The following is a 12,642-nucleotide window of genomic DNA, read 5'->3' as shown; positions in this document are numbered from 1 at the left end:
GTTTCCGAGAGCTAATTAACGCTTTAACTTTGAGATGAAGGGAATATTACGGAATTTATTCTCCCACGGCAGGCCATAACCAATAAGCAGATCGTCGTTCTCCATCTCCCAGGCGTAAAACTGCCGGAAGGGAATATCGACTCTGCCGGGCTTAACGAACAGCGTGGCAATGGCTAATGATTTCGGTGAATAAGTGGTGCTGAGATACTCCACCAGCCGCTTCATCGTGCCGCCGGATTCAATGGCATCATCGACAACAATGACATCTTTGCCGTTAATATCGACATTGTTATGAAAAACAATTGCTGACTGATTGCTGCGATCGCCGGGCGTATGCGGGCAGGAGATGGTGTCCATCGCGATAGTGAAATTTAACTTTCTGACTAGATCGGCAGTAAACAGAATACCGCCCGGCACCACGGTAATCACCACGGCATCCTGATAGCTATCGTTAAGTAACGCTGCAACGTGCGCAACGCCCGTGGCGATGGCGGCCTCATCAAGTACAAGCTCACCTATGTAGCGGTTATCCATCGTTTTTCTCCTCTCAACTGTAAGGTTAAGCATACATTGACTTTGCCCAGACCCGCTAATAGGATTCCCGGCTGATTTGAGCGCTGGTTCAAATTTTTATCCGAAGTGCGGAGCAAAAATGTCACGGTCCTGGTTCTTTTTATCCCTTGCTATCGTCTCTGAAATAGTCAGCGTAGTCATAATGAAGCTGGTTGCAGAGAGTGATAGCTGGGGCGCATTAATCTTTATGTATTTTACTATTGGTCTCTCATTTACCTGCATGGCCTTCGCCCTTAAAGAGATATCACTATCCGTCGCCTATGCGACCTGGGAATCGTTGGGGCTGATTGCCGTCGCCGTTATCGGTAGCTTCTTCTTTCATGAGTACATCACGCTGCCTAAGCTTATTGCCATCCTGATGCTGCTCGCCGGGGTAATACTGGTCAACTTCGGTGAGAACGAGAGTAAGGGGGAGATATGACGCTGGTTCCTTATCTCTCTCTGTCGATGGCCATCGTTCTGGAGGTTGTGGCGAATTTTTTCCTCAAACGTTCCGACGGCATGTCACGGAAACTGCCGGGCGCGGCAGGGCTGCTTTGCATTTTTGCTTCATTCACGTCGCTATCCCTGGCCCTGAAGGGTATTGATATGGCTACGGCCTATGCCACCTGGGGTGGGAGTGGTATTCTGCTTACCGCATTCATCGAGAGGGTGATTTTTCGACAGGCGCTCTCAACAAAAGCCTGGCTGGGACTGATTTTGATTGCCGCCGGGATCGTGCTCTTAGAAATGGTATAAGGATCGATCATGAACACGCTTGAAAAATTAAAAGCTAAATACCCGAAGGCGCTAGCGTGGTCTATTGGCGACAGCGCCGAGCTGGCAAACGAGCTGGCTGGTCTGGTCGTTAAGGGAAAAAAGACCGCATCGTGCGGCTCGCTAGCGGCTTACCAGTCGGAAAGCGCACCGCCCGCGGTGGGCAGCTACCATATTATTCTCAACGGCCAGCAGGAGCCGGTGTGCGTCATTCGCATCACATCGCTGCGCCTGGTCAGGTTCTGCGATGTCGACGAAGATTTTGCCCGTAAAGAGGGGGAAGGCGACCTGAGCCTGACGTACTGGCGCACGGAGCATCAACGCTTCTTTACGCAGGCAGGAGGCTTTTCGGAAGAGATGGAGCTGGTTGCCGAAGAGTTTGAAGTGGTTGAGGTGGTCTGATATGTAGGCCCGTGCAAGCATAGCGCCGCCGGGCAAGCCGCTACGTGTTAGTCTGTAAACGCCTTCAGATCGTTAAACACCTCGTCCCAGAACGCCGATTCGCTTTCATAACCGACCATGTTCCGCATCATGAACGCCCCTTCGGTAGCGAGGTAGGCGATCCGGCGCTTTCTTGACTCTTCATCATTTGCGGTGAGGTCGCCGAACCGCTCTCTATACCAGTTAACCATGCTTTCGCTTTGCGTACCGGCCTGGGCGGCCAGCAGGGTCAGCGTTCTGATCCCGGCCTCTGAGGTCTCTTCCTGGGTGGCGCTGATATGGGTCAGCAGTCGGGCTTTGGCATCGGCATTCGGTGGCAGCAGCATGTGATAACGATCCTGCTCTTTCTTTAACCAGCGATCCAGCAGGGCATCCAGAACCTTCTCCCGCGATCCAAAAACCGACTGCACGCTAGCCTTGGAGATGCCTGACTCCGTCGCAATAGCGCCAAACGACAGGGCGGCAGCACCCTCGCGGCCCAGCACGTTCTCCGCTGCATCCAGCAGGCTTTCCCGGTCTATGGTTTTTGGTCGTGCCACGGGCATCTCCCCAACATTGATTTAAATACGGTCGTATGTTAATTTGCCAGCCAGTTAATCACAGGTTTGAAATCAACGCAATTTCAGCCATATCATCGCACATGAGGTTTACAATGTTCTATCTCAAACCGGTTCCCCGCCGGCTCACCTATGTCGCTCTCTTTGAGCTGATCGCCATCTTCTTCTCCTCACTGCTACTGTCAGGCATGAGCGACGGTGACGTGGCAAGCTCTCTGCCGGTGGCAGTGACCACCTCCGTTGTGGCCGTCGTCTGGAACTACATTTACAACACCCTGTTTGAGCGCTGGGAAAGAAAGAACAACATCCAGAAACGCACGCTTCTCATCAGGATCGTGCACACCACGCTTTTCGAAGCGATGTTTATTATCCTGATCGTGCCGTTCTTTATGTGGTTCTATAACGTCGGCATTATTAAGGCTTTCATGATGGAAGTTGGCCTGCTTACCTTCTTCTTTGTCTATGCCTTTGTGTTCACCTGGCTTTTTGATCGCGTGTTCCTGCGCGAGCCCGTTCCGGCTATCTAAGCGTCAGCGGGCAGCAATAATAGGCACATGTGGCGCAGCGTCCAGCGGCAAATGGCCGCTGAGGCGCGGGTCGGCCTGCACCTCTACTCGCCGTTCGTAAGGTTCGAAACCAGAACGAATATAGAACCCAAGCGCGGAAGGGTGATCGAAGGTGCAGGTATGTACCCAGAAACGCCTCACAGGCTTTGCCCAGGCCAGCTCCGTTGCCGCGCTCATTACCGCCCGGCCAATACCCTTACCGGTGACGTCCGACGTCAGTCCGAGAAAGACCAGTTCAACTTCACCAGGTTCGCTGAAGTCCAGCTCCATCAGTCCCGCATCCTCGCTGTTATGACGGATAACGTAGATCTCCCGCCTGGAATTTTGCAGCACGCTAATAAGCGTCTCATCGCTCATGATGAGACGTGAAAACCAGAGCCAGTTCGCGCCCACCTTGCGAAACAAATTGCGGTAAGCGTCAGGATTGCGATCCGCTAACGGCTGCAGCGAAAACCCTTCCGGCAGAGGGACCGGAGCGCCGACGGGCTTCTCACGCATTTCAAGGCAGGTGACGACCGAAGCGATATAGCCTGGCGCGATGTTGGAGTATCCGGCAGGAACGGCACGTGAGTTGTCTTTCATTTTCTCTCCAGAGCATTTAAGAATTATTATTGAACCCATCATCCCAAAAGGACGACATGCTTTCAAAGTGAATATGAGCTTTATTTTTCAGAAACAGGAGTGATATAACTTCATAAAATTTAAAGAAAAAGAGGTCATAAGAAAAATGTTTGATGTGATAGAAATTGAAAAGGATTCAGAAGAGTTAGCTATATTAGTCGGCGAGCTGGATGCATTTCAAAGTACGCTTTATCCTGCCGAGAGTAATCACTGTCTCGATTTTTCTACGGTTAAAGAAGAGGATATTCGCTGCATTATCGTGCGTGACGGTGAGGGTAACGCTATTGGCTGCGGCGCGATTTTTCTGCAGGGGGACAATGCTGCGGAGATCAAGCGCGTCTATATTCGCCCGCAGTATCGGGGCAACAGAATAGGTGAGCGGATTGTGGCCAGCCTGGAGACGCTTGCTGCTGAATCTGCCTGTCATGTTCTTCGGCTTGAGACGGGCATTCATCAGCAGCCTGCGATTACGCTATACCAACGCTGCGGATATCAGCGGTGCGATCCATTCCCTCCCTATATTGAGGATCCGCTGAGCGTATTTATGTATAAGACCTTATAAAATCCCCTTCAGGGCAACGTTATAGAGCAGCATAATGGTTTTACCATCAACGATAAGGCCGCTTTCAATAGCGGCTAATGCCTCATCAAGCGTCATTTCCAGTACTTCAATATCTTCGCCTTCAGCTTCGATACCGCCACCAGCGCCGGTACGATCGTCGGCCTGGTACTCGGCGATATAGAAGTAGAGTTTCTCCGTCACGGAGCCGGGACTCATATAGGCTTCGAATACCTTCTCAACGTGCGAAACGCTAAACCCTGTCTCTTCTTCCGCCTCGGCTTTGATGCGGTTTTCTGGATCCATGTTGTCCAGCAGGCCAGCGGCCGCTTCGATCAGCAAGCCGTTATGCCCATTCACATAGACGGGAAAGCGGAACTGACGGGTAAGGATCACCGTCCGTCTTTGGCGGTTATAGAGCAGGATAGTGGCACCGTTGCCCCGGTCATAGACCTCACGGTTTTGCTGCTGCCAGTTGCCATTCTGGCGCTGTAGCGCAAAGGTATATTTTTTTAACGTGTACCAGTTATCGGAAAGGACCTGGCTGTTGATGATACGTACTTCTGCATGTTTTGATTGCATGATAGCGCTCCAATACGTAGAGTAGCCATCATAAACAGCAATATCGTGCACGTTCAAGACGTTTCGTGCAAATACAGAGAACCTTATGCTTACCAGTCAACGCAAACAATTGATACTTGAAAAACTTGCCGCCGAGGGCCAGGTCCTGTCAAAAGATTTGAGCGCCCATTTTGACGTATCGGAGGATACGATTCGTCGTGACTTACGCGAGCTTGCGGCAGAAGGGTATTTGCAACGGGTACACGGCGGCGCGCTGCCATCGTCATCGGCCGCCGCCACATTTTCAGAGCGAAAATCGCTAAAAATAGACGCTAAACAGCGTGTTGCCCGCAAAGGCGTCGAGCTGATTTCCGACGGGCAGGTGGTGATTATTGATGGTGGAACCACAACGTCTGAGCTGATTACGCTGCTGCCTGCGGACCTGCGCATTACCGTGGTCACCCACAGCCCGAGCATCGCCCTGGGACTGGCGGCCCATCCGGCCATTGAGGTCATCCTGATTGGCGGACGTCTCTATAAGCACTCCATTGTCACCGTTGGTGCTGCCACAATCGAGGGCATAAGTAATATCCATGCCGATCTGTTCTTTATGGGTGTGACCGGTATTCACCCGGAAGCAGGTTTAACCACCGGTGATTATGAGGAAGCGTGCATCAAACGTGCATTTTCCGGCAGAGCCGCCGAAACGGTAGTTCTGGCGTCACCGGAGAAGATCAATACGGCATCGCCCTTTGTGATAGGCGACCTGTCGCTTATCAATACGCTGGTGGTAGAGGATGAGACCCATGTCGACTGGATTAAGGCGATAGAGGCGCAGGGCGTAACCGTGGTAAAAGCCTGAAGCTGACGCTTCCACAGGCAAGCCCGCAGCCTTGCCGTTTATAAGCTAACCTTACTCCTTAACAAAGAGGAGAAAACGATGGCTGATTCAACCCTGATCGACACCCTGCAGTTTGGCCCTGAAGGTGCACCTACGCAAAAATATGAGATTTATGGCGACGATGAGAAGACGCCAACCTATGCGTTGATATACCAGCAGCGGGACGGCAGCTGGCAAAAGCTGGATGAGACTCTGAGCTTTGCCGCGAAAGAGGAGCAGGAAGAGGCCACCAACACCCTGGACTATGGCTCCGGCGATCCGCTACCGGATCTGCGCGACCTGGTTACCGAGGCTAAAGAGCGTTGCGAGCAGCACTGGCACAACAGCCCCCGCGGTTAACGACCCCAACGCCGGGAATAATCCCGGCGTTTCTCTTCTACAGCTTATTCATGAGAGCTTGCGTAACTGGCTGGCATGCCTGGCGGGTGACACACCGAAGATGCGCACGTAGTCACGGCTGAACTGGGACGGACTCTCATACCCGACGTGAAACCCCGCGCTGGCTGCATCTACCGCATCGCTCACCATCAGCCTTCGTGCCTCCTGCATGCGCAGATGGGTGCGGAACGCAATAGGGCTCATGGTAGTGACAGCCTTGAAATGATGATGGAACGTTGAGCGGCTCATTCCGGCAACGCTGGCTGCCTGCTCGATGCGGCACGCTTCACGGAAGTGCGTCCTGATCCAGATAATCGCCCGGGCAATCTGATTAAGCCGACTCTCGGCCTGGGCCATATGGCGGATAATATTACCCTGTGGCCCCGTCAGCAGGCGGTAAAGAATTTCACGGAGGGTAAGCGGGGCGAGGGCATCAATATCGTGCGGCGTATCCAGCAGGCTGGCAAGACGTACGGCAGCATCGAGCAGCTCTGGTGTCGTCTTATTTAACATAATGCCAGTGGGCGGATCCTGCGTTTCGGTTAACGGATCAGGATAACAGATAGCCAGCTCTGACAGCTCGGCCATATCAAGATCGAGCTGCAGACAGAGGTAAGGGCGCTCCTCTGTAGCCTCAATGACCGAGCCCATGACCGGCAGCTCGACCGAGGCGATCAGATAGTTTTCAGCATTGTAACGGTAGGTTGTCTCCCCGAGACGCGCCTCTTTAGTCCCCTGCGCAACGAGGCAGAGCGTTGGGGTATAGATCACCGGCATCGGCATGGTCGGTGAAGACGCCCGTATCAGCGTCACCCCGGGCAGGGTGCTGGGGTAGGTCCCATCCTCCGGAGTATGGCGGTCGATAATTTCCACGAGAGCATTTAGTCTGTTCATAAGCAGGCATGTTATCCCTGAATAGCAACCCCGAAAAGAGAGCATCGCCCAGGCTGGACGATCGTGCAATCATCGCGGACATCCCATCTATCCCGTAAAGCGCGTTCTGTTAGAGGATGATAGTCGCAATCAACACTTTTAGGAGATTGGACATCATGACGACACCACAGGCGCTTGACCACTACCGCTTACTTGGCCGTTCCGGATTACGTGTTTCACCCCTTTCGCTGGGCACCATGACCTTTGGCTCGGACTGGGGATGGGGTGCGGATGACGCGGAAGCGCAACGCATTTTTGATGCCTATGTTGAACGCGGCGGCAACTTTATCGACACTGCGGTCAACTATACCAACGGCAGCGCAGAGAAGATCCTTGGACAGATGATCAAGGCGAAGCGCGATCGCATCGTGCTGGCCACCAAGTTCACTATGTCACGGGAGGCGGGTAACCCCAATGCGGGGGGAAACCACCGTTACAATCTTGTCCGTTCCGTCGAAACCAGCCTGCGACAGCTTGATACGGACCGCATCGATCTGCTCTATCTGCACGCCTGGGATTTTACCACCTCGCCGGAAGAGGTGATGCGCGCGCTCGACGATCTCGTTCGCGATGGCAAAATTCTCTACCTCGGTATCTGTAACACGCCCGCATGGCGTATAGCCCAGATGCAGACCCTGGCCGACCTACGCGGATGGTCGCCTTTCGTCGCATTGCAGATTGAGTACAGCCTGGTTGAACGCACGGTAGAGCATGAGCTGATCCCGATGGCGCAGGCGATGGGACTGGGTGTCCTGCCGTGGTCGCCCCTTGGCGGTGGGATCCTCACTGGGAAATACAGTCGGGCCGATCTTTCTGATGAGAACGGTGCCGATGTTGCTTCCACGCGTAAAGGGATTATTGCGTCGACCGGCCATCTGAACGAGCGAGCGCTGGCTATTGCAGAGGTGGTCAGCAGCATCGCCCACGAGACCGGGGCGACATCGTCCCAGGTTGCGCTGGCATGGACGCTACGTAACGCCGCCGTCGCGTCCACCATTCTCGGGGCGCGGACTCTCGCTCAGGCTGAGAACAACTTTGCTGCGCTGGAGATTGTACTCACCGATGAGCAACTCCAGCGTCTGGAGGAGGCCAGTGCAGTAGAACCGATCTTCCCGGCGCGCTTTATTTCCCGGCCAATGGCGCAGCAGCTGATCACCGGCGGGGCGGTTGTCAGGGGGCGCTAGTTACCTGTTGCCCAGCTTTGTAGGCTGGGCAAGCGTAGCGCTGCCCGGCATTACATATGGTATAAACGGATACAGGGATAGAGCACCCTTTAATAAGGAGAAGAAATGAACCGCTATTTTCAGGAAGTTATTGATGCCCACGTGCTGATAAGTCACTGGCTGGGCGATGAAACCGCTGCAACCGAGGTATGCGAAACGCTGTTAGCGCGTTTCAGACCTGCGTACTCAATGGTTACGCCCGGGGGAGCCATGCTTGATTTCACCGCGCTCGCCTCTTTCTTCCGTACCCAGCGCGGTGCGAAGAAAGGACTGCACATCAATATTGAGAATATGCAGCTGGTTGCAGAGAGTGTGGATGGCGCAACCGTGACCTATCAGGAGCGTCAGCAGTTGCCCGGTCAAAGCGCGACGTTACGTTTCTCAACCGTGGTATTTGAATCAGAGCAGGATGGCACGGTCCGCTGGCGCCATCTTCATGAAACGTTTCTGCTGACGTCTTAATGATTATTCAGTTTATACATATAGGTTGTGGCATCCAGGCGTCCTTCAATGGACTCTGCATAAGCGGGTATCTCCCCAGCGATCTGCCAGCCTAAGGAGAGATAGAGCTGGCTTGCCACATCGCCGCTGCGCGTATCCAGAACCAGCAGCGTAATGCCTTTATCCCATGCGTGTTGCTCAGCCAGTGTCATCAGCTGGCGGGCAATCCCCCGTTGCCGAGCGGCAGGATGCACAAGCAGTTTACAAATCTCAGCGCGATGGCGGCCATTAGGCTTACCGCAGTAGTCTATCATGACCGTAGCGACAACAGCATCATTATCACGGGCAATTAAAAGGTCACACTCGTTACCGTCAAGGCTATCAACTGTGCCCTGCCAGAAATTGTCTATCGCAGCCCGGTCAGCCGGGTCGGTAAAACCCACGCTGGCACCGTCTGCGACGCAGGCCTGAAGAACATCCCCTAAATCTGGTAAAACCTGGTGGGCTTGTGCTGTGTTAAGCTGTTTATAAGTAATCATTATCTGGTTGTCTCACAGTGATGCCGCCGCCCGGGCGGCTGTGTCATATAAGGACGAAATCGTGCGCAGCAGCTGCGCGGTATCACCGATTGACGCCCCCGAAATCCCACTTTCCGCATGAATATTGATAAGGCAGGCTTCACGCACATCGCGGTATTTCATGCATAGCGCTTTGCCTTGCTCTGTTGTTGAGAAAAAAAGCTCTTTACCGACTTTTTCACTCGTCACGTAGCCCGCCTTGACCAGTTTTTTCAATGCGTAAGTTACTACATGGGTATCTTCTACGTTAAGAACGAAACAGATATCGGCCAGCTTTTTCTTACGGTTGCGATGGTTTACATGATGCAGAAGCGAGACGTCAAAGGCCCCCATATCGGGTTCCCCAGCGGCGGTCATGCAGCGCACCATCCATTTATTGAACGCGTTGCTGGTCATGATCAGCGCGTATTCCAGCTCCGATAACTCGGCACAGCGCTCAGACACCAGATGGCGGGAAGAGACGATCCGTCCATCCGTTATATCGTCATTTTTTGATGAAGCACGTGTTTTTAAGGTCATAACGTTCCTTACGGGAGTGTGACTCTTAGCCAAAATGTAAACTTGAATCGATAAAATAAGAACATTTTATTGATAAATTGTTTACATGTTTTTGTGGTTCAGATATAGCTTTTTAGTGCTGGTTCTGTGGAGCCAGGCGCAAAACACAACATCGCTCGCCGGAATGCATCACGCTTCGTCCTGATACGAAGTATTAAAAAAATAGCCGTCGGCGCGCAACACTCACTTTGGATAGGGTAAACGTTTATGGACGGTTCGACATTATTGCCGCTGATCGGGATACCAATCGTGGTTATCGGCTTTGCACTACGCTTCAACCCGCTGCTGGTCGTCGTGGTGGCAGGGCTGGCGACGGGTCTGCTGGTCGGCATGGATTTTGGTATGTTGCTGGAGACATTTGGCGAAAAGTTCGTTAATAGCCGTTCGCTGGCAACCTTTATCCTGATCCTGCCTGTTATTGGTCTGCTGGAATATTACGGGCTTAAAGAGCGAGCGCAGGCCTGGGTAGCGAAGATCGCTAGCGCCACCTCGGCACGTATTCTAATGCTCTACTTTGTGGCGCGTGAAGGGACGGCAGCGCTGGGACTGATGTCGCTTGGCGGTCATGCTCAGACGGTGCGTCCGCTGCTGGCGCCGATGGCTGAAGGGGCGGCGCTGAATGAATATGGCGAACTACCGCAACATATCCGCGACAAAATCAAAGCGCATGCCGCTGCATGCGACAACATTGCAGTCTTCTTTGGGGAGGATATCTTTATCGCCTTTGGGGCAGTGCTGCTGATTGATGCCTTCCTGAAAGAGAGCGGTATTGAAGGAATTGAACCGCTGCATATCGGCCTGTGGGCCATTCCGACCGCCATCGCGGCATTGATTATTCATATGACGCGCCTGCTGCGCCTGGATGCAAGCATTCGTCGCGATGTGATGGCCTGGAGAGCAGAGCAGGGTACACAGGAGATCGCACCATGATGACGCTAATCACTATTAACCGCGTGTACTATCTGATTGGTTTCGTCGTAATGCTGCTGGTTGTGATGACCCTGCGGGATCGCGCCAATCCTAAGCGCTTTACCACCGCGCTGTTCTGGTTTTTATTTGGCGGGATCTTCCTGTTTGGCGATCTCATGGTGCAGGAGCTGGGCAAGTCTCTGGCGTACCGGATTATTGGCTGCTGCGTCATTCTCATTGCGCTGCTTGCAGGGTTCGGGCTGGTGGGTAAAGGGCACTATAAAATGTCCACCGAGCCAGAGCGCATCGCTTCAGCAAATCGATTGAAAAACTGGCTGTTCCTGCCAGCGCTGATGATCCCGGTGGTTACGGTAATCGGGACCTTGTTCCTGAAAGGGGTTTCAGTAGGCGGGGTCTATCTGCTTGACCAGAAACAGCTTACGCTCGCGGCCCTGTGCGTGGCATGCGTGGCCGCAATCCTCACCGGCTGGTGGCTAACGAAGGGGACGCCGCTGCATGCGGTCCGCCAGTCTCGTCGCCTTGTTGATACCATCGGCTGGGCGGTGATCCTGCCGCAGATGCTTGCCATGCTGGGCGGTGTGTTTGTGGTGGCGAATACCGGCGAATCGGTACAAAAGGTGGTGAGCCTGTTTGTGAACCCGGATAACCGTTTCATGCTGGTGGTGATTTACTGCGTGGGCATGGCGCTCTTCACCATGATCATGGGCAATGCCTTTGCCGCTTTCCCGGTGCTAAGTGCGGGGATCGCTTTACCCTTCTTGATCAACGTACATCACGGTAACCCGGCTCCGCTGCTGGCGATTGGCATGTATGCGGGTTATTGCGGCACCCTGATGACGCCGATGGCTGCCAATTTCAATATCGTTCCTGCGGCTCTGTTAGAGCTTAAAGATAAGTACCAAGTGATCAAGATCCAGATCCCGACTGCGTTAACCCTGCTGGTGGTCAACGTTTTCTTAATGTATTTCCTCGTATTTCGCTAAGCATAGCAATGGCTTAAGGAGCTGTTATGGAATTAACTCAACATCAGGCTGACGCGTTTGCCAGAATGCCATTGACCTATTTGCGCCAGGAATACCCAAACCACATCATGCATCTGCTTAATGATGATGGCGACGTATTGCCGCCCCGCGAGCTGCATCCCATTTTTTACGGCTGTTTTGACTGGCATTCGGCGGTGCATGGTTACTGGCTGCTGCTGCGCTGCGTGCGCCGCTATCCTGAACTGCCGTGCCGGGACGAGATCGTCGCGCTGTTTAATGAACACCTGACGCAAGAGAAGGTTGCGCAGGAACTGGCCTATTTTAATGCGCCGTTTCGGGCCTCTTTTGAGCGCCCTTACGGATACGGCTGGTTGCTGGCGCTGGCTCAGGAGCTGAAGCAGTCCTCTTTACCTCAGGCCGCGGGCTGGTATCAGACGCTTCAGCCATTAACGCAGGATATTCGTGGCAGGCTGATGGATTATCTCAGTAAGTTAACGTACCCCATCCGGGTCGGTACCCATTACAACACCGCTTTTGCGCTGGCGCTGGGCCTGGACTATGCCCGTGCAGTGGAGGATGGCGCGCTTGAGCAATCGATTGTGGCGGCGGCAAACCGATTCTATCTTGCTGACACGCGCTATCCGGCTCACTATGAGCCAGGTGGGGATGAGTATATTTCCGGGGCGCTCACTGAAGCACTGCTAATGAGTAAGGTGACGGATCGTTTCCCTGCATGGTTCGATGCATTTCTTCCTGATGTGGGTGCAGTATCGGCGCTGATGAATCCGGCGGAAGTTAGCGACCGGACCGACCCCAAAATTGCCCACCTTGATGGATTAAACCTCAGCCGCGCATGGTGCATGAAGCATATTGCGCAAGCGTTGCCGGAAAATCATGTGGCGCAGCAGGCGCTGAGCGAGGCGGTTGAACGCCACCTTGCTAACAGCGTGGAGCATGTGGTGGGAAGCCACTACAGCGGCGGGCACTGGCTGGCCAGTTTCGCGCTGCTGGCGCTGGAGTAAAGGGAAGTTAAAAAAGACAAGGAATTAAGCATGCGGTAAAGGCGTGTTCATTTCACCGCTG

19 protein-coding genes are annotated in these 12,642 nt (G+C 53.6%); 12 read left to right on the top strand and 7 right to left on the bottom strand.

The genetic code is table 11. The features are described from left to right. Positions 1-15: 15 nt before the first annotated feature. Complete coding sequence (locus tag RTM13_RS03175) at positions 16-534, bottom strand: phosphoribosyltransferase (RefSeq protein ID WP_312210034.1); 519 nt, start codon at positions 532-534, stop codon at positions 16-18. A gap of 118 nt (positions 535-652) precedes the next feature. Here RTM13_RS03175 and RTM13_RS03170 point away from each other — a divergent pair, with 118 nt between their 5' ends. From RTM13_RS03170 to RTM13_RS03160, 3 genes are read left to right on the top strand one after another with little or no spacing between them, the layout of a single operon-like run. Continuing rightward, on the top strand, positions 653-994 hold the full coding sequence (locus RTM13_RS03170) for a multidrug efflux SMR transporter (RefSeq protein ID WP_312210033.1): 342 nt from the start codon (positions 653-655) through the stop codon (positions 992-994). Continuing rightward, positions 991-1,311: an SMR family transporter gene (locus tag RTM13_RS03165; RefSeq protein ID WP_312210032.1), complete on the top strand. Its 321-nt coding sequence runs from the start codon at positions 991-993 to the stop codon at positions 1,309-1,311. Before RTM13_RS03170 ends, RTM13_RS03165 begins: the two co-directional genes overlap by 4 nt. Positions 1,312-1,320: 9 nt before the next feature. Beyond that, positions 1,321-1,731: an ASCH domain-containing protein gene (locus tag RTM13_RS03160; protein WP_312210031.1), complete on the top strand. Its 411-nt coding sequence runs from the start codon at positions 1,321-1,323 to the stop codon at positions 1,729-1,731. Between the two features lie 47 nt (positions 1,732-1,778). Here RTM13_RS03160 and RTM13_RS03155 read toward each other — a convergent pair whose 3' ends face one another. Next, positions 1,779-2,309 carry a TetR/AcrR family transcriptional regulator gene (locus RTM13_RS03155; protein WP_312210030.1) on the bottom strand — a complete coding sequence of 177 codons (531 nt, stop codon included), beginning with the start codon at positions 2,307-2,309 and terminating at the stop codon, positions 1,779-1,781. Between the two features lie 113 nt (positions 2,310-2,422). Between RTM13_RS03155 and RTM13_RS03150 the strand changes: the two genes are divergently transcribed. Beyond that, positions 2,423-2,854, top strand: a complete 432-nt coding sequence (locus tag RTM13_RS03150) for a PACE efflux transporter (RefSeq protein WP_312210029.1) — start codon at positions 2,423-2,425, stop codon at positions 2,852-2,854. A gap of 3 nt (positions 2,855-2,857) precedes the next feature. On the opposite strand, the gene RTM13_RS03145 is transcribed toward RTM13_RS03150, so the two are convergent. Beyond that, complete coding sequence (locus tag RTM13_RS03145; RefSeq protein WP_312210027.1) at positions 2,858-3,475, bottom strand: GNAT family N-acetyltransferase; 618 nt, start codon at positions 3,473-3,475, stop codon at positions 2,858-2,860. Between the two features lie 145 nt (positions 3,476-3,620). On the opposite strand from RTM13_RS03145, the gene RTM13_RS03140 reads away from it, so the two are divergent. Further along, on the top strand, positions 3,621-4,076 hold the full coding sequence (locus RTM13_RS03140; protein ID WP_312210025.1) for a GNAT family N-acetyltransferase: 456 nt from the start codon (positions 3,621-3,623) through the stop codon (positions 4,074-4,076). On the opposite strand, the gene RTM13_RS03135 is transcribed toward RTM13_RS03140, so the two are convergent. Next, positions 4,071-4,655, bottom strand: a complete 585-nt coding sequence (locus RTM13_RS03135; RefSeq protein WP_312210024.1) for an NUDIX domain-containing protein — start codon at positions 4,653-4,655, stop codon at positions 4,071-4,073. The two genes, RTM13_RS03140 and RTM13_RS03135, sit on opposite strands and share 6 nt — an antisense overlap. 85 nt (positions 4,656-4,740) lie before the next feature. On the opposite strand from RTM13_RS03135, the gene RTM13_RS03130 reads away from it, so the two are divergent. Next, a complete protein-coding gene (locus RTM13_RS03130; protein ID WP_312210022.1) occupies positions 4,741-5,496 on the top strand; it encodes a DeoR/GlpR family DNA-binding transcription regulator in 756 nt (251 codons plus the stop codon). Positions 5,497-5,574: 78 nt separating this feature from the next. Continuing rightward, positions 5,575-5,874, top strand: coding sequence for a hypothetical protein (locus RTM13_RS03125; RefSeq protein WP_312210020.1), 300 nt, complete (start codon positions 5,575-5,577; stop codon positions 5,872-5,874). Positions 5,875-5,922: 48 nt separating this feature from the next. Here the strand turns inward: RTM13_RS03125 and RTM13_RS03120 are convergent, their stop codons facing one another. Further along, on the bottom strand, positions 5,923-6,807 hold the full coding sequence (locus RTM13_RS03120; RefSeq protein WP_312210018.1) for an AraC family transcriptional regulator: 885 nt from the start codon (positions 6,805-6,807) through the stop codon (positions 5,923-5,925). Positions 6,808-6,962: 155 nt separating this feature from the next. On the opposite strand from RTM13_RS03120, the gene RTM13_RS03115 reads away from it, so the two are divergent. After that, complete coding sequence (locus RTM13_RS03115) at positions 6,963-8,030, top strand: aldo/keto reductase (protein ID WP_312210016.1); 1,068 nt, start codon at positions 6,963-6,965, stop codon at positions 8,028-8,030. Positions 8,031-8,135: 105 nt separating this feature from the next. Beyond that, positions 8,136-8,531, top strand: a complete 396-nt coding sequence (locus RTM13_RS03110; RefSeq protein WP_312210014.1) for a DUF4440 domain-containing protein — start codon at positions 8,136-8,138, stop codon at positions 8,529-8,531. Here the strand turns inward: RTM13_RS03110 and RTM13_RS03105 are convergent. Together RTM13_RS03105 and RTM13_RS03100 are read right to left on the bottom strand one after the other, a co-directional pair. Next, positions 8,528-9,049 (bottom strand): GNAT family N-acetyltransferase, encoded by a 522-nt coding sequence (locus RTM13_RS03105; RefSeq protein ID WP_312210012.1) that lies wholly within the window; start codon positions 9,047-9,049, stop codon positions 8,528-8,530. The genes RTM13_RS03110 and RTM13_RS03105 overlap by 4 nt on opposite strands. 12 nt (positions 9,050-9,061) lie before the next feature. After that, positions 9,062-9,607 carry a winged helix DNA-binding protein gene (locus tag RTM13_RS03100; RefSeq protein ID WP_312210010.1) on the bottom strand — a complete coding sequence of 182 codons (546 nt, stop codon included), beginning with the start codon at positions 9,605-9,607 and terminating at the stop codon, positions 9,062-9,064. Positions 9,608-9,853: 246 nt separating this feature from the next. On the opposite strand from RTM13_RS03100, the gene RTM13_RS03095 reads away from it, so the two are divergent. Genes RTM13_RS03095 through RTM13_RS03085 form a run of 3 tightly spaced genes read left to right on the top strand, consistent with a single transcriptional unit; the run spans position 9,854 to position 12,581 of the window. Then, the gene (locus RTM13_RS03095; protein WP_312210008.1) at positions 9,854-10,576 is read left to right on the top strand and encodes a DUF969 domain-containing protein; all 723 of its coding nucleotides are present in this window, start codon (positions 9,854-9,856) and stop codon (positions 10,574-10,576) included. After that, positions 10,573-11,559, top strand: a complete 987-nt coding sequence (locus RTM13_RS03090) for a DUF979 domain-containing protein (RefSeq protein WP_312210006.1) — start codon at positions 10,573-10,575, stop codon at positions 11,557-11,559. The genes RTM13_RS03095 and RTM13_RS03090 overlap by 4 nt, the downstream gene beginning before the upstream one ends. A gap of 26 nt (positions 11,560-11,585) precedes the next feature. Next, entirely contained in the window at positions 11,586-12,581 is a 996-nt protein-coding gene (locus tag RTM13_RS03085) for a DUF2891 domain-containing protein (protein ID WP_312210004.1), read from the top strand. The last annotated feature ends 61 nt before the right edge of the window (positions 12,582-12,642 follow it).

The sequence above is a fragment of the Pseudescherichia sp. genome (assembly GCF_031979925.1).
In the GTDB taxonomy this organism is placed as follows: domain Bacteria; phylum Pseudomonadota; class Gammaproteobacteria; order Enterobacterales; family Enterobacteriaceae; genus Pseudescherichia.
Note: the sequence above shows the minus strand (reverse complement) of the source record. Positions and strands in the feature narration are given on the sequence as shown.

What these genes read in the sequence shown, in the direction of transcription:
- RTM13_RS03090 (WP_312210006.1), top strand. Translation starts at nt 10,573, where the DNA reads ATGATGACGCTAATCACTATTAACCGCGTGTACTATCTGATTGGTTTC.
- RTM13_RS03085 (WP_312210004.1), top strand. Translation starts at nt 11,586, where the DNA reads ATGGAATTAACTCAACATCAGGCTGACGCGTTTGCCAGAATGCCATTG.
- RTM13_RS03135 (WP_312210024.1), bottom strand. Translation starts at nt 4,655, where the DNA reads ATGCAATCAAAACATGCAGAAGTACGTATCATCAACAGCCAGGTCCTT.
- RTM13_RS03170 (WP_312210033.1), top strand. Translation starts at nt 653, where the DNA reads ATGTCACGGTCCTGGTTCTTTTTATCCCTTGCTATCGTCTCTGAAATA.
- RTM13_RS03165 (WP_312210032.1), top strand. Translation starts at nt 991, where the DNA reads ATGACGCTGGTTCCTTATCTCTCTCTGTCGATGGCCATCGTTCTGGAG.
- RTM13_RS03140 (WP_312210025.1), top strand. Translation starts at nt 3,621, where the DNA reads ATGTTTGATGTGATAGAAATTGAAAAGGATTCAGAAGAGTTAGCTATA.
- RTM13_RS03120 (WP_312210018.1), bottom strand. Translation starts at nt 6,807, where the DNA reads ATGAACAGACTAAATGCTCTCGTGGAAATTATCGACCGCCATACTCCG.
- RTM13_RS03175 (WP_312210034.1), bottom strand. Translation starts at nt 534, where the DNA reads ATGGATAACCGCTACATAGGTGAGCTTGTACTTGATGAGGCCGCCATC.
- RTM13_RS03095 (WP_312210008.1), top strand. Translation starts at nt 9,854, where the DNA reads ATGGACGGTTCGACATTATTGCCGCTGATCGGGATACCAATCGTGGTT.
- RTM13_RS03110 (WP_312210014.1), top strand. Translation starts at nt 8,136, where the DNA reads ATGAACCGCTATTTTCAGGAAGTTATTGATGCCCACGTGCTGATAAGT.
- RTM13_RS03150 (WP_312210029.1), top strand. Translation starts at nt 2,423, where the DNA reads ATGTTCTATCTCAAACCGGTTCCCCGCCGGCTCACCTATGTCGCTCTC.
- RTM13_RS03160 (WP_312210031.1), top strand. Translation starts at nt 1,321, where the DNA reads ATGAACACGCTTGAAAAATTAAAAGCTAAATACCCGAAGGCGCTAGCG.
- RTM13_RS03145 (WP_312210027.1), bottom strand. Translation starts at nt 3,475, where the DNA reads ATGAAAGACAACTCACGTGCCGTTCCTGCCGGATACTCCAACATCGCG.
- RTM13_RS03115 (WP_312210016.1), top strand. Translation starts at nt 6,963, where the DNA reads ATGACGACACCACAGGCGCTTGACCACTACCGCTTACTTGGCCGTTCC.
- RTM13_RS03105 (WP_312210012.1), bottom strand. Translation starts at nt 9,049, where the DNA reads ATGATTACTTATAAACAGCTTAACACAGCACAAGCCCACCAGGTTTTA.
- RTM13_RS03100 (WP_312210010.1), bottom strand. Translation starts at nt 9,607, where the DNA reads ATGACCTTAAAAACACGTGCTTCATCAAAAAATGACGATATAACGGAT.
- RTM13_RS03130 (WP_312210022.1), top strand. Translation starts at nt 4,741, where the DNA reads ATGCTTACCAGTCAACGCAAACAATTGATACTTGAAAAACTTGCCGCC.
- RTM13_RS03125 (WP_312210020.1), top strand. Translation starts at nt 5,575, where the DNA reads ATGGCTGATTCAACCCTGATCGACACCCTGCAGTTTGGCCCTGAAGGT.